The organism is Winslowiella iniecta, assembly GCF_001267535.1.
Lineage (GTDB): Bacteria > Pseudomonadota > Gammaproteobacteria > Enterobacterales > Enterobacteriaceae > Erwinia > Erwinia iniecta.
Map to the genome: position 1 here is coordinate 55,754 of NZ_JRXE01000015.1, position 21,424 is coordinate 77,177.

Below are 21,424 nucleotides of genomic sequence, written 5' to 3' on the forward strand. Positions count from 1 at the left end.
TCTGAGGGGATAAAAAAGCGGACTTGCCCGCCAGTATCGCGCACATCGCGCGATACTGGCGAGGAAACCACCAGAGCGGACTATTTACGCCAGTTACGCGTTAGCTTTTTCTCAATCTCCACCACCACAAACAGCATGGCACCAATCATCAGCGAGATAATCCAGTAGCTGAACGGTAATGGACGCGTACCAAACAGGGTGTTCATCAGCGGCACATAGATAATCAGCGCCTGCAGGGCGATAAGCACCAGCGTGACCAGCCAGATACCTTTGTTTTTCAGCAAGCCGGCATTAAGCGAGAAGTGTTCTGAATCACGGCAGTTGATCATATAAACCCACTGCGCCGTCACCAGCATTTGTAACAGCACCGTACGGATAAACTCCGTGCTGTAGCCACGTGGCTCTAACCACGCCTCAAGGATAAAGGCGCTAATGGAAATCAGCAGGCCAACAAACACCACGCGCCAGATCGCATAGCCATCCATCACATGACTTTTGACATTGCGCGGGGGTCGCCGCATGGCATTTCTTTCAGCCGGTTCAAACGCCAGACCAAATGACAGCGTGGCCGAGGTCGCCATATTCATCCACAAAATCTGCACTGGCGTCAGTGGCAGCATATTCCCCATCAGGATGGCGATAATAATTAACAGCCCCTGCGCGAGGTTGGTCGGCATAATAAACAGGATGGTTTTTTTCAGGTTATCGTAAACCCGACGACCCTCTTTCACCGCGCTGGCAATGGTGGCGAAGTTATCATCCGCGAGGATCATATCCGCGGACTCTTTGGTGACTTCAGTCCCTTTAATGCCCATTGCGATACCGACGTTAGCCTGTTTCAGCGCAGGTGCATCGTTAACCCCGTCACCGGTCATGCCGACAATCGCGCCGGTCTCCTGCAACGCCTTGACCAGCCGCAGCTTATGTTCCGGACTGGTGCGGGCGAAAATATCATACTCCTGCGCCACCGTTTGCAGCTCCCGATCGTCCATATGTTCCAGCTGATAGCCGGTAATTGACGAGGCGCTGTTGCCGATTCCCAGCATCTGGCCGATGGCCATTGCGGTTTCCTGATGATCGCCGGTGATCATTTTCACCCGGATCCCCGCCTGCTGACACTGCTCGATCGCCGCAATCGCTTCAGGGCGCGGCGGATCCATCATGCCGGCAATGCCCAGCAGCACCATCCCCTGTTGCAGTTCCGGATGATCCAGCGAGGTCAGGTTTTGCTCCACCGGCTTACGCGCGGCAGCCACCATGCGCAGACCTTCGCTGGCATAGGTTGAGATGGCATTTTCCCAGTAAGCCAGATCCAGCGGCACCACGCCGTCTTCCTGTTGCTGCGACTGACACAGGCGCAATAACACATCCGGCGCGCCGGTCAGTAACACTTGCGCTTCGCCATCAATCTGGCAGGCGACCGCCATATATTTATACAGCGAATCAAACGGGATTTTACTGCCAACGGTACAGGATGCATCATCAAGCCGGGCTTTCGCCGCCAGCACCTTTAATGCCCCTTCGGTTGGCCCGCCGGTAATCACCCAGTGACCCTGCTCATCCTGCCGCAACTGGCTCTCATTACAGATATCCACGGTGCGCAGAAACTGGCTAAACAGCGGGGAAGATTGTGGCGTGGCCGCTTCAGTAGCACCGGCCGGATAGAAATCACCGCGCGGCTCGTAACTGCTGCCCTCCACGCGCCAGACCTTATCCGCGAGGATCACCGCTTTAACCGTCATTTCATTCATCGTCAGCGTGCCGGTTTTATCCGAGCAGATCACCGACATTGCGCCCAGCGTTTCTACCGTCGGCAGCTTACGAATAATCGCATGATTACGCGCCATCGCCTGCACGCCGAGCGAGAGGATAATCGAGATAATCGCCGGCAGCCCTTCCGGCACCGCCGCCACCGCCAGGCTGATCACCGAGAGCAACAGTTCAGCAAACGGGATATCACGCAGCATCCAGCCGAAAATCAGCAGCGCCACCATCATCAACAGAATGATGGCAAAAATGGCTTTGCCGAGCTTATCCATTTGCACCAGCAGCGGGGTTTTATTCTCGCTGATTGACGAGAGCATTTCGTTGATATGCCCCAGCTCGGTATCGCCACCGGTGGCAATCACCACCCCGGATGCGGTACCGGAGCTGACGGTGGTGCCGGAAAACGCCAGATTTTTACGATCGCCGATCGATTTCTCGCCCTCCAGCGCAATGACTTTTTTCGACACCACGGTCGATTCGCCAGTCAGGATCGCCTCTTCCACCCGCAGATTATGGATATCGATCAGGCGCAGATCCGCCGGAATGCGATCGCCGGGCCGTAACATCACAATATCGCCGGGCACGATATGTTCGGTATTAATCGTAATCTGCTGACCGCCACGCACCACCAGCGCTTCGCTGGAGAGCATGTTCTGGATACTTTTTAGCGACTTTTCCGCATTACTTTCCTGAATAAAGCCGATCAGCGCATTAATCACCGCTACGCCTAAAATCACCAACGTATCGACCCAGTGCCCCATAATCGCCGTGACAATAGCGGCCGCTAACAACACATAGATCAATACATCTTTAAAATGGGAGATAAACTTAATAAACAGGGATTTAGGTTTCTTTTGCGGCAGAGCATTGGGGCCATGCTGTAATAACAGGGTCTGCGCATCGGCCTCTTTTAATCCTGCCGGCGAGCTGTTAAGTGCGGCAAGACTCTCTTCAACACTGCGCTGATACCACTGGTGTGTCGACGGAGCTGACTCCCCGCTGACCGATTTGAACTCACTCATAGCTTATTGACTCCTGTTTTCCCACAATAGTCCCACGCTAAGTACGAGCCTGCCGCTCATCACTCCACGGGATAAAAAATTGCCATAACGTCAGCCAGTCCGGTGCTGTGGTTGAGCAAATCACGGCAAAAAAGGTCTTAAAAACATCGAGGAACAGAAAACTCTATCAGAACTGTTTCAGGTCAAAAAAATTAAACAGCCTGCTGCTAAGATGATATGCAACTAAGCATAATCGATATTATTCGAAAATCTATTTATAAGTTTTCTTTCGAAAAATTCCGCTTCAGCTATAACTATTAAATCCGTAGTTTTCATCATCATATTAATTATGGGGAGATCATGAAAACCTATAGCGCATTCAGAATTGGTAGCTATGTGTTGCTGGCCGTTACCAGTTGCACCCTCACAGGACTGATGACTTATCTCATTGTTTCCAGTATGCAAGGGTGAGGACTCTCCGACAGAAATGCGCAGTCCGCCCCTGCCGTTCGCACAATGAAAAACGTTTGTACAACGCGACAGGCCCGGAAAACAGGATGAAATCGAATAAAAGCATACTGATGAGACTTAACTCACTGAATTTAAAATAAATGCATTTACTTCAGTAATACCGTCGCCACTGAAAGCTGGCGAATAATAATGTTGCTGTGATTATTGATTTTTTCTGGGGCGTGGACTAAAGCCTGAGAGATAATAAGGGGAAGCCTGTTGAAAAGAATACTTTTTATTATTGCCCTGTCAGTAATACTGACGGCCTGCGATCGTAAGGAGCCAGAAAGTGACCACTCCCCACGCCCGGTAAAAAGCATCGTAGTAAAATCCGATAACCTGCTGAATGACAGAGTCTTTCCGGCGCGTATTCTGGCCGGAGACAATACCGATCTGGCGTTTAAACGCGCTGGCCAGTTGCAGGAGCTGGAAATCCGCGAAGGGATGGCGATTAAAGCCGGTCAGGTTCTTGCCCGGCTGAATAACGTCGATGCCACACTGCGGGTTAATGACCGGCAGAGCGCCTTTAATCTGGCTCAGCGCCAGTTCCAGCGCTTTCAGTCACTTTCCGGCAACGGTGCGGTTTCGCGCTCAGAAATGGATGTCCAGCGCGCCAATCGCGACTCGGCTCGCGCCGCATTAGACAGTGCCAAAGAAGAGCTGAATTATCTGACGCTGACCGCGCCGTTTGATGGCGTAATGGCACGCGTTAATGCCCGTAATCATCAGGTGGTGGCTGCCGGACAGACGATTGCCACCATCAGCCGTACCGAGATGCTGGATGTGGTGTTCACTATCCCCGAGCGCCTGTTTACCGCGCTGGATGCCAGTAACGTAGAGTATCAGCCGCGAGTACGCATCAACTCCCTGCCGGGCCGCGAATTTACCGCACGCTACAAAGAACATACTACCAACACCGATGCCGGCAGCTTAACCTATCAGGTTACGCTGGTTATGCCGCGCCCGGATGATCTGCCCACCGTCGGCGGCTTAAGCGGTACGGTAACCGTCAGCCTCGGTAATTTACCGAATGCCTCACCCACCACCACGATTATCGTGCCATCGGCGGCAGTCTTTAATCCGGACAGTAGCCAGTTAAACCAGGCGCATGTCTGGGTCATTGCCAAAAACGGACAGGGACTTTATCTGGAAGACCGTAAAGTCAGCGTCGGCCAGGTAACTTCGCAGGGCATTGAAATAACTCAAGGTTTACAGGATGGTGAACAGATTGTCGTGGCAGGCGTCGCTGAATTACGCGCCCAGCAACCGGTGCGTATCTGGACGCGGGAACGAGGTCTGTAATGGGGATAATTGAGCGCTTTATTCAGAACAATATCCGTATCTGGCTGGTTATTTTGTTGCTCGGCGTTGGCGGTATTATTGCCCTGTTAAATATCAGCCGGCTGGAAGATCCCGCCTTTACCATTAAAACCGCAGTGGTGGTCACCCAGTATCCAGGCGCATCGGCGCAGCAGGTGGAAGAGGAAGTGACGCTGCCGCTGGAAAACGCGCTGCAACGCTTGCCGTATCTGGATAATGTCACCTCCATTTCCAGCGTCGGCTTATCGCAAATTACCGTGAATATTGACGCCCGTTACCAGGCGTCAGAGCTGCCACAAATCTGGGATGAGCTGCGCCGTCGGGTCGGGGATGCCGCGCGACAGTTCCCGCCGGGCGTGTCCGAGCCGTTTGTTAACGACGACTTTGGTGATGTCTATGGCTATTACTTTGTGCTGTATGGCGACAACTATAACAATCAGGAACTGCGCGATTACGCCGAACAGCTGCGGCGTGAACTGATCCTGGTGCCTGGCGTCGGCAAAGTGGCGATTGGCGGAGTGATCCCTCAGCAGATCCATCTGGATATTTCTCATGCCAAAATGGCAGCATTTGGTATCACCCCGGCACGGCTGGCCGATATCTTAAGCCGCCAGAATATTGTTTCCGATGCGGGCAGCATTACCGTTGGCAGCGAGTCGATTCGTCTGCATCCCACCGGCGAATTCCAGAATCTTGACGATCTGGGTAATCTGCTGATCAGCGCGCCTGGCAGCACCGGCAGCGTCTATCTGCGCGATATCGCCACCCTCAGCTCGGGCGTCAGCGACAGCCCGGACAATATTTATCACGCTAACGGCCACCCGGCGCTGGCAATGGGTATCTCCTATGTGCCTGGCGTGAATGTGATCAATGTCGGCGAAGCGCTCAGCCAGCAACTCAGCCGCATGGAGAGCCAAAAACCGGCCGGTATTCAGCTTAAGGTGTTCTACGACCAGGCGCAGGAAGTGAAGCAGTCGGTCGACGGTTTTATCCTTAACTTCCTGATGGCGCTGGCGATTGTTATTGGCACGCTGTTGATTTTTATGGGACTGAAAAGCGGTGTAATTATCGCTGCCTCGCTGGCGATTAACGTACTCGGCACCTTGCTGATTATGTATCTGGCAGGCATCGAGCTACAGCGGGTATCGTTAGGCGCGTTAATTATTGCGTTAAGTATGCTGGTGGATAATGCCATTGTGGTGGTCGAAGGGGTACTGGTCGATCGCCAGCGCGGCAACAAGCTAATGAAGTCGATCACTCACGTGATTAAACGTTCCGCCCTGCCGTTGCTGGGTGCCACGATCATCGCCATTCTCGCTTTTGCGCCAATTGGCCTGTCGCAAGACTCAACCGGTGAATACTGTAAATCTCTGTTCCAGGTACTGCTGATTTCGCTGATGCTTAGCTGGCTGACGGCACTGACGCTGACTCCGGTATTTATCAAATGGGCCTTCCGCAAAGCAGAGCAGACGCCGCAAAGTACGCCGCAGTCCGGCTCGCCGTATGACGGTAAACTGTTCCGCGGCTATCGCCGTCTGCTGAACGCTCTGTTACGCCACAAGACTCTGACCCTGACGACACTGGTGGCGCTACTGGCGCTGTCGCTGTACGGCTTTGGCCAGGTGCGGCAGAACTTCTTCCCCTCCTCGAACACGCCGATTTTCTTTGTCGATCTCTGGATGCCCTACGGCACGGATATCCATTACACCAGCAAAATCGCCAGCGAAATCGAACAGCGAATTAATCAGCAGCAAGGGGTAGCGGCTACCGTCACCACCGTTGGCCAGGGCGGGATGCGCTTCACCCTGACCTATAACGGACAACGGCAGTACACCAACTATGCGCAAATTATGGTGCGCACTGACGATCAGCAACGCATTGCCAGCCTGTCGCGGGAAATCGAACAGGATATTCAGGCCAACTACCCGGAAGTGAATGAGCGGATTAAACATATTATGTTTGGCCCTTCCGGTGACAGCGCCATTGAGGTACGCATCCGCGGAAGTGAACCGGATGAGCTGCGTCATATCGCCAGTCAGGTTGGCGAAATTATCCAGCGCGAAGGCCGGGTGTTTACCGTGCGTAACGACTGGCAGGAGCGCAGCAAAATCATCCGGCCGCAGTTCTCCCCTTATCTGGGGCGCGAACTGGGCGTGGATAAACGCGAAATCGACAACGCCTTACGCATGAATTTCAGCGGGACGCCGGTCGGGATTTATCGTGAGGGTTCGCGCCTGATGCCAATGCTGTTGCGTACCCCTGACGCGGAGCGACTGGATGCCAGCCATATCGCTAATATCCAGGTCTGGAGCCAAACGCAGAATCAGTTTATTCCGCTGAGTAATGTGGTAAGCGAATTCACTACTGAATGGGAAGATCCGTTAATCATGCGGCGCGACAGGATGCGTATTCTGACGGTGCAGACCGATCCCGACCCGTTAAGCGGCGAAACCTCCGGTGACGTGCTGGCGCGTATTCGTCCGCATATCGAGGCGTTAAAGCTGCCGGCGGGTTACAGTATCGAATGGGGCGGCGATGAGGAGAACTCTCGTGAAGCGCAGGCCGGACTGTTCAGCACCCTGCCCATCGGCTTCCTGGTGATGTTTATTATTACCGTGCTGATGTTCAGCTCACTGAAAAATGCGGCTGCCATCTGGCTGACCGTACCGCTGGCACTGATTGGCGTCACCGTCGGTTTTCTGCTGACGGGGATTCCGTTCGGCTTTATGGCGCTGATCGGACTGCTTAGCCTGAGTGGAATGCTGATCCGAAACGGCATTGTACTGGTGGATGAAATTAATCAGCAGCGGGTGAGCAAAAGTCAGCACGAGGCGATTATTGATGCCGCAACTTCACGTTTACGCCCCATTTTGCTGACTGCCTTTACCACCGTGCTGGGGCTGGCACCGCTGCTGCGCGATGTGTTCTTCCAGAGCATGGCGGTGGTGATTATGTTTGGCCTCGGCTTTGCCACCGTGCTGACGTTGCTGGTACTGCCAGTGATTTATCAGTGTTTCCATCTGCGAGCCGGAAAAACGCGATAATGAACAGTGCCGGACTTAATCTGATTAAAACCTTAGGTTGCCTGACGGCGGTGACCTTTTTCACCCTCTACAACACCTATGACAACTATTCGTATAACTACAATCAGGCGTTAGCTTTTCTGACCTTTATTTCCACCATTGCCACACCGCTGTTTTTTGTTGTGGCGGGTTATCTGGATGCCGGTACCCAGCATTCACCGGAGTGGCAGCTAAAAAAAATTCGCCGGATTCTGGTGATTTTTCTGTTCTGGTACTCAATCTACTATTTTATTGAACCCTACTATAAGGGTTACCTGATTCAGCCGTGGTTTGTGCTGGCGCTGATGATAATTTACTGCTTTCATCCGCTGATTGACCGGCTGGTCAGGCGGCGGGGGCTGTTTTTATCACTGATTGGCCTGCTGCTGTTATTCGCGCTCAGTTACGATCTGCAGGCGGTGTACTCGCCGGAAAGCCGCTGGTTGTCGGTTCCGGCCGAGTTTCGCCTCTGGACATGGGTACTCTATTATCTGACCGGGCAGCTACTCTATGACCCGGTTATCGCGGCGTTTTACTCCCGACCAAAGGTGGCGAAAGCCGCGCTGATCGCCGTGCCGTTTGTCTATGTTTTTACCTGGCTGTATGAGAAGCACTTTTTCTTTACCCTGTTCCGGGTGGAGCGCGACGGCTATATCCTCACCGGTTCTCAGGTCTATATTCTGGTGGTGCTGATCATTATTGCGATTAACGGGCTGAATATTGCAGAAAACCTGAACCGGATCTCTGCCACACTCAGCAAGACAATGACCGGCGTCTATATCCTGCATTACTCGTTTTTTAATCTGCTGATTCAGTGGATCAACATTACCTCACTGACCACAAAACTGCTGACGATCCTGCTGACCTTCTTACTGTCGGTGATGCTGACGCTGTTACTGTTGCAGTTTCAGGTGACGAAACGGCTGGTGTCATTCTGAGGGCCGCGCGCCCTCAGACGCGCTCCACCTCACTCTCCGGCTCTTCCGCCAGCTCATCCTCTTCGCTGTTCACCATCACTGACTGAATCTCTTCTTCATCAATCGTCGGGTTTAACGCGGCAGCCAGCGGCGAACTGGCCAGGCTGTCCGGCACCAGCACGTGTGGAAACTGCGTTTCATCAGCAGGCATGACTGAGGAGACTTTCTGCCAGCTCAGTGCTGCGATCACCACGCCGCATAGCGAGAAGAATGAATAGAGCATATTGCCCCCCAGCGGCTGCATCAGCGCACCGGTCAGCAGCGGCCCGATACAGGCACCGACGCCAAACGCCATCAGCAGGCAGGCGGTCAGCGATACGCGCCGCTCGGGCACCACCTGGTCATTGGCTATCGCCACCGCCAGCGGATAGAGCGAAAACTGCATCATACTGGCGGCAAAGGCCAGCCCGACGGTAAGCGCAAACGGGAAGGAGACCGGCAGCGCCAGCGGTATTGCCGCCAGCGCAAACAGCAGCGCGGTGATAAACAACAGGCGATTACGGTCAACCCGATCCGACAGCCAGCTCAGCGGAAATTGCGAGATTAAACCGGCAAAAATGGTGATACCCATAAATATCCCGGTCAGATGGGTGCCGAATCCCAGCGTACTGACATACACCGGTGCCATGCCGTAAAATCCGCCGACCGCCATTCCGATCACCAGCGTCATCACCAGAATGCGCGGAATGGTTTTGAAAAAGTATCCCAGCTCCATCGGCGCGGGCGACATCGGCTGGGCATTGGTGCGAGTGGTCAGCGCAATCGGCACCAGGCAGAGCGCAAAACAGAGCGCGACGATAATCAGGCTGGTCAGGCCAAATCCACTCTGCACCACCAGAATAAACTGGCCGGCAGACAGGCCAAGATAGGTCGCCACCATATACAGACCAAAGATCACCCCGCGCTGACCGGCTTCCGCCTGGTCGTTCAGCCAGCTTTCCAGCACCATATACTGGCACATCATGCACAGCCCGATCACCAGTCGCAGGAAAATCCACAACGGCAGAAAATCGGTCAGGCCGTGCCCAAGCACCGAGGCGGTAATCACTCCGGCGCAGGAAACGTAGGCACGAATATGCCCGACGCGGGCAATCAGGTTATGCCCGACCTTGCCGCCAATCACCAGACCAATATAGTTGGCCGCCGTAATGCCACCGATCAGCGCTCCGCTCACCTGTTCGTGAGCCAGCCGCAACGAAACATAGGTTGTCAGTAAACCGGAACCTAACAGCATCAGTAAGGTGGTGGTGTAGAGCGGCAAAAATGTTCTGAGGACTTTCTTCATTACGTCTCCCTGTAGTCTTAAGTCCGGTGATATTTGAAACCTTACTGGAATCGTAGTCTTAATTTGGCACAACCGGCAAATCAACCTGCCAGATTCGGACTGGCGGAAACCCTGAGTGGAAAGTTTAGTGAACTGCTTCACTTTTCCAGACAAAAGTTTACAGAATCATCCGTCACGCTTTGTGCACATTCACATCGCTGCCATCACTTCCTCTGACTCGCGCCAGGCACAGGCGTGCGCTGAAACCGGCCCCCTCCCGACGGCTTCTTTGTGCAAATGCCTCAGGCTTTTCCCGCCGACTGCATCAATGATGACTCCGGTAAATCACCTGATTCGGGTGATATTAAGGGGGCGTTATGACAGGTCATGAAAACGCATCGGTACGGAGTGCGAACCGCAAGTTCTTTGCCCGCATTATTCCGTTGTTAATGCTGATGCTGATAATTAATCAGATCGACCGTTCCAATATCGGCTTTATCAAACACCAACTGGAACTGGACGTCGGTATCAGTACCGCAGCATTCGGCTTCGGTGCCGGGCTATTTTTTATTGGTTATGCGCTGTTTGAAGTTCCCAGTAATATCCTGCTGGATAAGCTGGGCGCTCGTACCTGGCTGACGCGCATTATGATTACCTGGGGCGTCGTGGTGTTTGCCACCGGGTTTATTCAGACACCGACCCAGTTCTATATTGCCCGTTTTTTGCTCGGCATCGCTGAAGCCGGTTTCTTTCCCGGCTTGCTGTTCTACTTCCGCAAATGGGTACCTAACGTCTATCGCGGGCGGGCAACAGCGCTGATTCTGAGCAGTTCGGCGGCCGCTTATCTGCTCTCAGGGCCGATTACCGGCGGACTGCTGGAGATGCATGATTTTCTCGGCATCCCAGGCTGGAAATGGGTGCTGTTTATTGAAGGTGCGATCTCAGTGTTAGTCGGTTTCTTTGCGATTGGCTGGCTGGTGTCCTCACCGGAAAGCGCAAAGTGGCTGACGTCCGAGGAAAAAATCGCCCTGAATAGCGCGCTGGCGGAAGAGTCCACCTCACGTGACCGCGCATCCCATCAGGTATCAAAGTGGAAACTGCTGTTCGAAGGACAGATGGCATATCTCTGTTTCCTGTTTTTTACCATGTGTATGACCGGTTATACGCTGGTTTTCTGGCAACCGCAGATCATCGCGCGCATTGAAGGGCTGTCACCATTTGAAGTCGGGCTGCTGACCTCAGTGCCGTGGCTGTGTGCGATTATCGCCATCAATATTCTTGGCCGACTGGCTGACCGCTTTCATCATCGGCGCGAGCTGATGCTGTCGATCGCCCTGGTGGTGACGGCCATCGGCACCTTCCTCTGCGCGACAGGCAGCCCGATTTTCGGCCTGCTGGCACTGTGCATTATCTGCGTCGGCAGCAAATCCAGTGCGGTCCTGTTCTGGCCGATTCCACAGGCAAATCTGCCGTCCAGCATTGTGGCGCCGGGTATCGCCCTGATCAACTCGCTGGGCAATTTAGGCGGCTTTTTTGCCCCGACGGTATTTGGTTATCTCGAACTGAAAACCGGCAGCACCATGGGTGGACTGATGGGCCTGAGCGCCTTCTCGGTTTTCGCCGCCATCACTCTGTTATTTGTCAAAACGCGCCCTAAACCTGTCGCGATGGAGAAATCACCCAATGTCTGATTCGCCCGTTATCACCGACGTTAAAGTTATCCCGGTCACCGGTTACGACAGCATGCTGTTGAATATCGCCGGTGCGCACAGCTGCTTTTTCTCACGCGTGCTGCTGGTGATCACCGACAGCGCTGGCCATAGCGGCGTTGGTGAAATTCCCGCCACCCAGGTGGTACAAAAAATTCTGCAAAACGCCGCGCCTTACTTAATCGGGCAAAAAATTACCCGGCTGAATGCGCTGGTCGCCGAACTCCACCAGCGCGATCTGCGCGATGAACACCCGGATATGCAGCCATTCCCGCAGGCGCGCGCCTGGGATCTGGAGCGGCATTACAATGCGGTCGCCGCGGTGGAAGCCGCGCTGCTGGATTTAATGGGCCAGTTTCTGAATGAACCGGTGGCAGAATTACTGGGTGCCGGTAAACAGCGTGATGAAGTTCCGGTGCTGGGTTATCTGTTTTATATCGCCGACCGTCAGCGGGCGGACATGCCTTATCAGCCCGGCCGACAAGATCAACATCCCTGGTATCATCTGCGCCATCAGCAGGCAATGGGCATCGATGAGGTGGTGCGACTGGCCGAAGCGGCGCAGGATCGCTATGGCTTTAAGGACTTTAAGCTGAAAGGCGGCGTGCAGCGCGGCGAAACCGAAATCGAAACCGCGATAGCGCTGAAAAAACGCTTTCCTGAAGCGCGGGTGACCGTTGACCCGAACGCCAGCTGGTCGCTGGATCAGGCCATCACGCTGTGTCGCGGCATGGGCGATGTGCTGTCGTATGTCGAAGATCCCTGTGGCGCGGAGAATGGCTATTCCGGGCGCGAAACCCTCGCCGAGTTTAAGCGTGCCACCGGCTTACCGGTCGCGACCAATATGATTGCCAATGACTGGCGACAGCTCAATCATGCGCTGCAACTGAATGCGATTGATATTCCGTTAGCCGATCCGCATTTCTGGACGATGCGCAGTGCTGCCACCATCGGCCAGCTGTGCCATGAATGGCGTCTGACCATGGGTTGCCACTCCAATAATCACTTCGATATTTCACTGGCGATGCTGGCGCATCTTGGGGCGTCTGCACCGGGCGATATCACCTCGTTTGATACCCACTGGATTTGGCAGGACGGGCAGTACTTAACTAAAGAGCCACTGCAAATTCGCGAAGGAAAAATCAGCCTGCCGGATAAACCGGGGTTCGGCATTGAGCTTGACTGGGAAAAAGTCGAGGCGGCCAATCGCTTGTATAACAGCCTGCCAGTGAAAGATCGTGATGATACGGTGCCAATGCAGTATCTGATTGATGGCTGGCAATTTAATCCTAAGCAAGCCACGCTGCTGCGTTAACTCACGCGCCAGCACTGGCGTTTATCAGTGCTGGCCGCGAATTCCCGCCACCCGCGCAATTTTTAGCTAAAGTCAGCGCCCTCCGCTGCCGATAAACCCTGCGATTTAACAATGAAAAACAGCAAAAATCACGGAGGAGAGCGACCTTGAGTACCCTTACTGATACTGCCGCTGGCGGTAATGAATATCTTCTCGCCGACAATACCACTCTGATGACCACCACCGATGCCAGGGGCATCATCACCTATGCCAACAGCAGTTTTGCGGAGGTCAGTGGCTACCAGCAGGATGAAATTGAAGGCCAGCCGCACAACCTGGTACGCCATCCGGATATGCCAAAACAGGCGTTCGCCGATATGTGGGCAACCCTCAAACAGGGTTTGCCGTGGAGCGGACTGGTGAAAAACCGTCGTAAAAACGGCGACTTCTATTGGGTGCGCGCCAATGTGGTGCCGCTGATTCGCGAAAAAAAAATCGTCGGTTATATGTCGGTGCGGGTCAAGCCCCGGCAGGAAGAGGTAACAGCCGCCGAACAGCTTTATCAGCAGATGCGCGGCGGCACCCTCAGGCGCTGGCGTTTGCATCAGGGCATTCTGCTGCGTACCGGGCTGCTGAAGCATTTATCTGCGTTGAAAACCCTGCCGCTGCGCTGGCGTATTCGTGGCGGCAGCGGCGCACTCTGGTTGCTGACGCTGTTAAGTTCGCTGGCGGCGGGCGTTGAAGGCCGCGCACTGGCGATATCCGCCGGGCTTTCACTGATCGCCAGCCTGATGGTTTGCCGCTGGCTGGAGAGGCAAATCTCCCGGCCGATGGAGAAAGCCCGCGCGATGGCGCTGAAAGTTGCTACCGGCGCTGACACGCAGGTGGAAGGTCTGGATCGTGTCGATGAAGTGGGCATCACCCTGCGTGCGGTGGCGCAACAGGGTCTGATGTTCCGTTGGCTGATCAACGATGTACGTGAGCAGGTGATGAGTGTCCATCAGGCCAGTGATGCGTTATCACTTGGCAGCGAGAAAATCGCCATCCGCACCGAACAAACCGCGGTCAGCGTACAGCAAACTGCCGCCGCCATGGAACAGATGACGCGCGCGGTAGCGGAAAATACCGACAGCACCGATAAAGCCAACAGCTTCTCATTAACCGTTAATGAAGCGGCGCTGGAAGGACGCGAAGCGGTGCACAGCGTGGTGAGCACCATGGATAAAATCTCCGCCAGCTCAACGCAGATTGCTACGACCATCGGCCTGATTGACAGCATTGCTTTCCAGACCAATATTCTGGCGCTGAATGCGGCAGTGGAAGCTGCACGCGCAGGCGAACAGGGGAAAGGATTTGCCGTGGTGGCCGGCGAGGTGCGCAGCCTGGCGAACCGCAGCGCCACCGCCGCCAGCGAGATCCGTCAGCTGATCAAAACCAGTACGCTGAATGTGCAGGCCGGTGCTGCCCAGGTGCGTGAGGCGGGTGAAGCAATCACCGAAATGGTGGATAAAGTGCAGAATGTGAAAGCGCTACTGAATCAGATCAGTATGGCAACCCATGAGCAAGGAACCGGACTGAGCGAGGTAGGAAAAGCGATTGACGTGCTGGATCAAAATACCCGACAAAATGCCACACTGGCCGAAACCAGCGTGCAGGCGGCGGCAGGGATGAAAAATCAGGCACATCGGCTGGTTAAGGCGATTACCGCGTTTAGTTAATGTCGTATGCTATGTCTGGATGCGGCACGGGCGGCGAGAACGCCGCCCTGCGCAAATCTGGATGTAGCGGCGGGGTTCTCGCCGCCCGCAGACGATTTAACTGTTAGTGAGTAAACAGCGTAAAAGTGCCCGCATAGTAATTTACCATCCAGCCAACATAGGCAATCCATACCAGCATAATCAGACCTGTTGCGAATTTACCTGTCATTTCCTGCCCCCTGTTTTACTCATCATTTCAGGAATTATTGCGTTAAGGGAAGAGTGACAGGGCGACGACGAGACGATATTGCGCTGGATCAATTTAACGCGGGAAAACGCAGCGAACCAGCCGGGCATCAGCTCAAAACAGCATTAAGTTTTATTCCGGCTTTAGCCAGCCATAAGCATTTATCATCACCCGCATCTTATCTGCTGCGGGGGGGTATTATTGCTGTCGTGCTGCGATATGCACTATCTGGCATATCGATGGCTTAAATCAATATATGGTGTTATCCGCTTTATACCTTATCCTGACCCGGTCTTATCTTGATGATTTGATTATTTATTAAATAACGTTATGCATATTTTAAAAATAGCCATTATTTAAAAATAACCGCACCGTTTTCATCCGGGAATTAAGGATAACACGTTATATGACCCTATTTTCACTGCTGGTTTCCGGCAGGTATTCGCTTATGAAAAATATCTCTGCGCTGATGCTGGCTTGTTTCGTCCTGAGCGGTTGCGATCCGCAGGCCGAAACACCAGCCGGCAGCGATTCAGCTCAAAAAAACTCGGCCGGTACTTTGCGCTATGCGCTGTGGTCATCACCGAGCGGCAATTTTCATCCGGAACTCTATTTCACCGATTATGACCGCGCGGTGATCTTTGTCACTTTTGACCGGCTGGTGATGCTGGATGATAAGCAAGGCTTTAAACCGTCGCTGGCAACACGTTATGACTATTCCACCGACGGAAAAACCCTCACGTTCCATCTGCATCCGAATATTAAATGGCATGATGGCCAGCCTTTCACCGCTGAAGATGTCGCCTTTACCTATCAGGCAACGGCAAGTGGGCAATGGCCGGCCGATACGCCGGAATTCACCCGCGAGCTGCAAGGCTTTAAGGCTTATCATAACGGCAGCGCCGATCATCTCAGCGGCATCAGGGTGATTGATGCGCACACCGTCAGCTTCAGCTTTAACCAGCCTTACGCCGCAGCACTCTCTTATTTCGCCGATCGCCCGGTGCTGGCAAAGCATATCTGGGAAAAAGTGCCGGTCGCTCAGTGGAACCAGGCAACGGCGCTGCTGAATAATCCGGTCGGTACCGGGCCGTTTAAGGTGAAAAAATTTGTACCGGATCAGTACGTTGAACTGACGCGTAATGAAGATTACTTCAAAGGCAAACCGGCGCTGGAATCACTGATCTTTAAAGTAGCGAATCGCGATACCGCCCAGTCTGAGCTGCTGAATGGCGAACTGGATGTCGCCGAGCTCTCGTCGTTTAACCCTGCTGATTTAGCACTGTATAAAAAAGCGGGCGTCAATCTGGTGATACAGAACGGCGTCAGCGGGCAGTATCTGACGATAAACCACCGGGATCCGCTGCTGGCCGATGTGCGACTGCGTGAAGCCCTGCTGTATGGCATCGACCGCCAGGGGATCATCAATAATCTGTTGTACGGCAATGGTCAGATTTTCAATGCCAAAATTCATCCTCAGGACCCGGCTTATCCTGACGATCTCAATCCTTTCCCACACTCCGTCGAAAAAGCGAATGCGTTGCTTGATGCCGCCGGATGGCGGGCTCGGGCAAGCGATGGTATTCGCATAAAAGCAGGCAAGAGACTGGCCTTCACCTTGCAGGTGCCAACCGGTAACCGCACCCGTGAACAATCGGCCAGTATTATTCAGCAGAACCTTAAAGCGATTGGTGTCGAAATCACTATTAACGTCGGCGATTTCAATTCAACGCTGGCGATTTTACAAAATCCCAAAACACCTTTCCAGCTGCTGCTGATGGGCGGTATGTTCCGTCCCGGTCAATACAGTAACAACTACTGGTGGGAGCGGTTCAGCGATGCCCAGCTGACGCAGCTTGGTGATAAAGCCAACAGCACCGTCGACAATGAGCCGCGCATTGTGCTGCTTAAACAGTGGGCAAAGCGGCAAAATGAACTGGCGATGATTGGCTGGCTGTATATACCCAACGTCGGCTACGCGGTGAATCCGCAGGTGACGGGCTATCATCCCTACCCTTACGAAGCCTTTGGCAACGTTTACCAGTGGGCGAACCAGCCGCAATAAAGCGGGAGATATTATGCTAAGCACTTATTTTCTGCGCCGCCTGCTGATCGCCTTACCGGTGATGCTGGGAATTTCCGTGCTGGTGTTTGCTTTGATCAACCTGCAACCCGGCGACCCGTATGCGTTAATGATCGATCCCAGTGCGCCGCCGGCGGTGAAAGAAGCCCTGCTGCAACAGGTGGGCTATTACGATCCCTGGTATGTGAAATACCTGAAGTGGCTGTGGCGCATGGCGCACGGGGATTTTGGCTATTCGCTGCATTATCGCGACCAGGTCAGCACGGTTATCGCCTCACGCATCGGTAATACCCTGTTACTGGCCGGTGCCGCTCTGCTGATCGCGCTGCTGATTGCGCTACCGGCCGCGGTGTTTTCCGCCTTAAAGCGCCAGTCGGCCATCGATTACCTGGCAACCGGCTTCAGTGTGGTGTGCATTTCAGTTCCGGCATTCTTTATGGGGCTGCTGTTGATTAAAGTGTTTGCCGTCGATCTGCGCTGGCTACCGGTATCGGGCAAAGTCACGTTGGGGAAAAGTTTCACGCAAACCGGCTATCTGATTGATGTGGCTCGCCATCTGCTGTTACCGGCGCTGGTGCTCGGCCTGATGAACAGTGCGATATTTATCAAGTATCTGCGTACCAGTATGGTCAGCATTCTCGAACAGGATTTTATTCGCGCCCTGCGCGCCAGAGGGTTAGAGACCTCATCCATTATCTGGCGACATGCACTGAAAAATGCCGCCCGGCCAATTATTACCATTCTCTCGCTGGAAATTCCGGTGCTGTTTTCCGGGGCGCTGATGACCGAAACGGTTTTCTCCTGGCCGGGTATTGGTCGCCTTAACTACGAAGCGGTGCTTAACCGCGATTACAGCCTGTTAATGGGGATTATTATGCTGCTGGCGCTGATTACCCTCGCCGCCAATTTGATCGCCGATCTGCTGTATGCGCTGATCGATCCGCGCGTAAGGATCGGCTCATGACGCAGATCGCTAACGCGCCTCCGGTCAGCGTCCCGCCGCCATCCGCCATGCTGCTGCGCCGCTTCTGCCGAAGCCGCACCGGGGTAATCGGCGCAGTGTTACTGCTGCTGATTGTGGCGCTGGTAATCGTGCTCCCCGGCTTAAGTTCGCTCGACCCGAATCAGATTGATTTAACCCGCATCGAGCAGCCGCCTTCGGCCAGCCACTGGCTCGGCACTGACGAACTGGGGCGTGACGTATTTATCCGGCTGTGGCAAGGCGGGCAGGTGTCGCTGCTGGTGGCTTTCAGCGCCATGCTGCTCCAGCTGGTGATTGGCAGTATTCTCGGCGGTCTGGCCGGTTACTTCGGCAAATGGACGGATATGCTGATTATGCGTCTGACGGAAACCGTGATGTGTTTCCCGTTCTATGCCATCGCCATCACCACGGCGGCCATTCTCGGTGCCAGTAGCTGGAACGTGATTATTATTATCGGCTTACTGAACTGGACCGGCGTCGCCCGGCTGGTGCGCGCCGAGTTTCTCACCCTGCGCTCGCTCGATTACGTTGATGCAGCAAGGGTGATGGGGATCGGTCATCGCCAAATTATCCTGCGACATCTGCTGCCCAATGCGCTGCCACCGATCAGCGTCTACGCCACGCTGGCGGTTGCTACCGGCATTCTGGCCGAAGCCGCACTGAGTTTCCTCGGTCTCGGCGTGAAACAGCCCGCGCCCAGCTGGGGCAATATGCTGTCAGCGGCCCAGAATATGCGCGTGCTGAGCAATGAGTGGTGGCTGTGGTTACCCCCCGGTTTACTGGTTTTCACCCTGGTTTTATCGATCAATTTTATCGGCGATGCCCTGCGCCACGCCCTTGACCCACAGTCCGGCCAGTCCTGAGCGGCTCGCTGACGCAACACTGGAGAGTACAATGACATCGTCCCTGAGCACGCAAGAACAAGCGCTGATTCCGGCCATTGAGCAGTGGATTGAGCAACATCGCGAGCAGCTGATTGAAGATCTGGCCAGCTGGATCGAAATTCCCAGTATCAGCCGTGCCGATCGCGGCGTCGAGGGCGCGCCGTTTGGCGCAGAGTGCCAGCAGATACTGGAGCGAGCATTGACGCTGGCACAGCAGGCGGGCTTTACAACCGAAAACCATCAGGGTTACGCCGGTTCGGTGATTTATGGCAATCATGCCAAAGATATCGGCCTGATCGGCCATCTGGATGTGGTGCCGCCGGGTGATAACTGGCTCTATCCACCGTTTACGCTGACCCGCAAGGGTGAGTTTGTCATTGGTCGCGGCGTGGCCGATAACAAAGGACCGGCGATTGCCGATCTCTATTTGCTGAAATTAATTCGCGATCTGAATATTCCGCTGTCGCATAACCTGCGCATCGTCTACGGGCTGGCGGAAGAGACCAATATGGCAGATCTGGCGTGGTACAGCCAGCATGGCCCGGTGCCGGAAGTGTCCATCGTGACCGATGGCCGTTTTCCGGTAAATAATGCGCAGAAAGGCCAGATTACTTTGCATCTTGCCGCGCCGGTCAGCCCGCTGCTGGCAAACTTTAGCGCCGGTATCGCCAGCAATAGCGTGCCTGAACGCGCCAGCATTGAGCTTCCTGACGGCGATTTTTCAGCGGTGAATGAGCGTATCGCCACCCTCTCCGGACTGTCCGCCGGACGCCTGACGGCAGAACCTCTGACGTCCGGCCTGCGCCTGAATGCGGAGGGCATCGCCGGACATGCCGCCTTCCCGGAAGGCACCCTGAGCGCAGTGCGCGTGCTGTTCTCAGCGCTGCTGGAGCTGAAGCTGGTCAACGACCACGACCGTCCGCTGATTACCTTCTTTGAGCGTTTTCTGCGTTCGCCGTTTGGTGAGCAGGCAGGGATCGCCTTTGCCGATGAGGAATCCGGCAAACTCACGTTTAATGCGGGAATCTGGTCGGGTGATGCGGCAAACAATACGCTGAATATCACGCTGGATATTCGTTATCCGGTACTGACTCGTGCTGAACAGGTGCTGGCGGCGTTGCAGGAAACCGTTGCGCCACAGGGTATTACCCTGACCTCCTGGCGTGATGTACCGCCCTTCTATTTGCCCGTCGACGATCGGCGGATTCAGTTGCTGCAACAGACGTGGAACGATCTCAGCGGTCGGGATGATAAGCCGTATGCGATGGGCGGCGTGACCCATTCAAAAGTCCTGCCGCGTGCGATTACCTTCGGCCCGGGTTACGCCCGCACGCCGGAGACTTCGCCGGATTTCCTGCCCGCCGGTCACGGTTTGCCGCATGGCGCGGATGAAGTGGTGCACATTCCTTCGCTGCTGGCGGCGCTGCCGGTGTATGTGATCGCACTGATCCGTCTTGATCGCTGGTTACAGAGCCAGTCTTAGGGAGCGCGCTATGTCGCATTCATCCGCATCGTCGCCATTGCTGCGTGTGACGGCGCTGAACGTTGGGTTCCGGCAGCAACCGTTGCTGCATAATATCAGCTTCGATCTTGATTACGGCGAGGTGCTGGCGCTGGTCGGCGAGTCCGGTTCCGGCAAAAGCCTGACGGCGCTGTCGATCATCGGGTTGCTGCCCGCAGCAGCACAAATCCGCGGCAGCATCCATTTCGCCGGACGCGATCTGTTAACCGCTGATGCACGGGCATTACACTCGCTGCGCGGTAAAAATATCGCGATGATCTTTCAGGATGCACGCCAGGCGCTCGATCCACTGTTTACCATCGGCCAGCAGCTAACTGAAACCCTGCACCGCCATGATCCCGGACTGCGCCGCCAGCAGGCGCAGCAGCAGGCGATTACCCTGCTGGAAGAGGTGGAAATCGCCAATGCCGCCAGCCAGTATCATGCTTATCCCCATCAGCTGTCGGGCGGACAGTGTCAGCGGGTGATGATTGCCATCGCGCTGGCGGGTCAGCCGCAGTTGTTGATTGCTGACGAACCCACGACGGCATTGGATGTGACGGTGCAAAAAGAGATATTGCAGCTGCTGCGTCGCCTACGGCAGCAGCGCGCTATCGCCATCCTGTTGATTACTCACGATATGGGGGTGGTTGCCGACAGCGCCGACCGGGTACTGGTGCTACGTGACGGTCGGATGACAGAACAGGCAACCGTCAGCGCACTGTTCAGCCAGCCGCAGACCGCTTACAGCCGCCAGTTGCTCGACGCGGTACTGCGGCTGGAATCACCTCAGTACCGGCAACCGGATGGCGCATCAGCGCCGCCTATCACTATCGACCGGTTGCAGGTTAACTATTTGCGCCGTGGAAAGAAATTTACCGCGCTACAGGATATTTCCCTGACGCTGGAGGCGGGCTCGACGCTGGGTATCGTCGGCGAATCCGGCTCCGGTAAATCGACGCTGGGGCGGGCATTAGCCGGTTTAGTGCCGATTGCCGCGGGCGATATTTACCTTGATGGTATCCCTCTGCGGCAGGCCTCGCCAGCGCAGTGGCTGATATTGCGCCGCAAAATCGGCATGGTTTTTCAAAGCCCGCGCAGTGCGATAAACCCGCGCTTTACCCTG

At 54.8% G+C, this 21,424-nt stretch carries 13 protein-coding genes; 11 read left to right on the plus strand and 2 right to left on the minus strand.

Features of this window, described 5'->3' with window-relative positions:
* Window positions 1-80 precede the first annotated feature (80 nt).
* Window positions 81-2,789 (minus strand): cation-transporting P-type ATPase, encoded by a 2,709-nt coding sequence (locus tag NG42_RS11995; protein ID WP_052899631.1) that lies wholly within the window; start codon window positions 2,787-2,789, stop codon window positions 81-83.
* A gap of 708 nt (window positions 2,790-3,497) precedes the next feature.
* Between NG42_RS11995 and NG42_RS12000 the strand changes: the two genes are divergently transcribed.
* From NG42_RS12000 to NG42_RS12010, 3 genes are read left to right on the plus strand one after another with little or no spacing between them, the layout of a single operon-like run.
* Window positions 3,498-4,580, plus strand: a complete 1,083-nt coding sequence (locus tag NG42_RS12000) for an efflux RND transporter periplasmic adaptor subunit (protein WP_052899633.1) — start codon at window positions 3,498-3,500, stop codon at window positions 4,578-4,580.
* Window positions 4,580-7,642 carry an efflux RND transporter permease subunit gene (locus NG42_RS12005; protein WP_052899635.1) on the plus strand — a complete coding sequence of 1,021 codons (3,063 nt, stop codon included), beginning with the start codon at window positions 4,580-4,582 and terminating at the stop codon, window positions 7,640-7,642. The genes NG42_RS12000 and NG42_RS12005 overlap by 1 nt, the downstream gene beginning before the upstream one ends.
* Complete coding sequence (locus tag NG42_RS12010) at window positions 7,642-8,598, plus strand: acyltransferase family protein (RefSeq protein WP_052899637.1); 957 nt, start codon at window positions 7,642-7,644, stop codon at window positions 8,596-8,598. Before NG42_RS12005 ends, NG42_RS12010 begins: the two co-directional genes overlap by 1 nt.
* 13 nt (window positions 8,599-8,611) lie before the next feature.
* Here NG42_RS12010 and NG42_RS12015 read toward each other — a convergent pair whose 3' ends face one another.
* Window positions 8,612-9,922, minus strand: coding sequence for an MFS transporter (locus NG42_RS12015; protein WP_052899639.1), 1,311 nt, complete (start codon window positions 9,920-9,922; stop codon window positions 8,612-8,614).
* A 356-nt stretch (window positions 9,923-10,278) separates the two neighbouring features.
* Between NG42_RS12015 and NG42_RS12020 the strand changes: the two genes are divergently transcribed.
* The 8 genes from NG42_RS12020 to NG42_RS12055 form a co-directional block, all read left to right on the plus strand.
* Window positions 10,279-11,592 carry an MFS transporter gene (locus tag NG42_RS12020; RefSeq protein ID WP_052899641.1) on the plus strand — a complete coding sequence of 438 codons (1,314 nt, stop codon included), beginning with the start codon at window positions 10,279-10,281 and terminating at the stop codon, window positions 11,590-11,592.
* Window positions 11,585-12,925, plus strand: a complete 1,341-nt coding sequence (locus tag NG42_RS12025) for an enolase C-terminal domain-like protein (RefSeq protein ID WP_052899643.1) — start codon at window positions 11,585-11,587, stop codon at window positions 12,923-12,925. The genes NG42_RS12020 and NG42_RS12025 overlap by 8 nt, the downstream gene beginning before the upstream one ends.
* A 146-nt stretch (window positions 12,926-13,071) precedes the next feature.
* Window positions 13,072-14,622: a methyl-accepting chemotaxis protein gene (locus NG42_RS12030; protein WP_052899645.1), complete on the plus strand. Its 1,551-nt coding sequence runs from the start codon at window positions 13,072-13,074 to the stop codon at window positions 14,620-14,622.
* A gap of 674 nt (window positions 14,623-15,296) precedes the next feature.
* Window positions 15,297-16,913 (plus strand): ABC transporter substrate-binding protein, encoded by a 1,617-nt coding sequence (locus NG42_RS12035; protein WP_052899743.1) that lies wholly within the window; start codon window positions 15,297-15,299, stop codon window positions 16,911-16,913.
* A 13-nt stretch (window positions 16,914-16,926) separates the two neighbouring features.
* On the plus strand, window positions 16,927-17,895 hold the full coding sequence (locus NG42_RS12040; RefSeq protein ID WP_052899647.1) for an ABC transporter permease: 969 nt from the start codon (window positions 16,927-16,929) through the stop codon (window positions 17,893-17,895).
* Window positions 17,892-18,776, plus strand: a complete 885-nt coding sequence (gene opp4C / locus NG42_RS12045; RefSeq protein WP_156322084.1) for an oligopeptide ABC transporter permease — start codon at window positions 17,892-17,894, stop codon at window positions 18,774-18,776. The genes NG42_RS12040 and opp4C overlap by 4 nt, the downstream gene beginning before the upstream one ends.
* A gap of 31 nt (window positions 18,777-18,807) precedes the next feature.
* Complete coding sequence (locus tag NG42_RS12050) at window positions 18,808-20,280, plus strand: Sapep family Mn(2+)-dependent dipeptidase (protein ID WP_052899649.1); 1,473 nt, start codon at window positions 18,808-18,810, stop codon at window positions 20,278-20,280.
* Between the two features lie 10 nt (window positions 20,281-20,290).
* Window positions 20,291-21,424 (plus strand): ATP-binding cassette domain-containing protein (locus NG42_RS12055; protein ID WP_241488347.1); only part of this gene is annotated, 1,134 nt, incomplete at its 3' end.

Coding starts and splice junctions, on each gene's coding strand:
- opp4C (WP_156322084.1), top strand. CDS start 17,892: ATGACGCAGATCGCTAACGCGCCTCCGGTCAGCGTCCCGCCGCCATCC.
- NG42_RS12020 (WP_052899641.1), top strand. CDS start 10,279: ATGACAGGTCATGAAAACGCATCGGTACGGAGTGCGAACCGCAAGTTC.
- NG42_RS12010 (WP_052899637.1), top strand. CDS start 7,642: ATGAACAGTGCCGGACTTAATCTGATTAAAACCTTAGGTTGCCTGACG.
- NG42_RS12005 (WP_052899635.1), top strand. CDS start 4,580: ATGGGGATAATTGAGCGCTTTATTCAGAACAATATCCGTATCTGGCTG.
- NG42_RS12015 (WP_052899639.1), bottom strand. CDS start 9,922: ATGAAGAAAGTCCTCAGAACATTTTTGCCGCTCTACACCACCACCTTA.
- NG42_RS12050 (WP_052899649.1), top strand. CDS start 18,808: ATGACATCGTCCCTGAGCACGCAAGAACAAGCGCTGATTCCGGCCATT.
- NG42_RS12035 (WP_052899743.1), top strand. CDS start 15,297: ATGAAAAATATCTCTGCGCTGATGCTGGCTTGTTTCGTCCTGAGCGGT.
- NG42_RS12025 (WP_052899643.1), top strand. CDS start 11,585: ATGTCTGATTCGCCCGTTATCACCGACGTTAAAGTTATCCCGGTCACC.
- NG42_RS12040 (WP_052899647.1), top strand. CDS start 16,927: ATGCTAAGCACTTATTTTCTGCGCCGCCTGCTGATCGCCTTACCGGTG.
- NG42_RS11995 (WP_052899631.1), bottom strand. CDS start 2,789: ATGAGTGAGTTCAAATCGGTCAGCGGGGAGTCAGCTCCGTCGACACAC.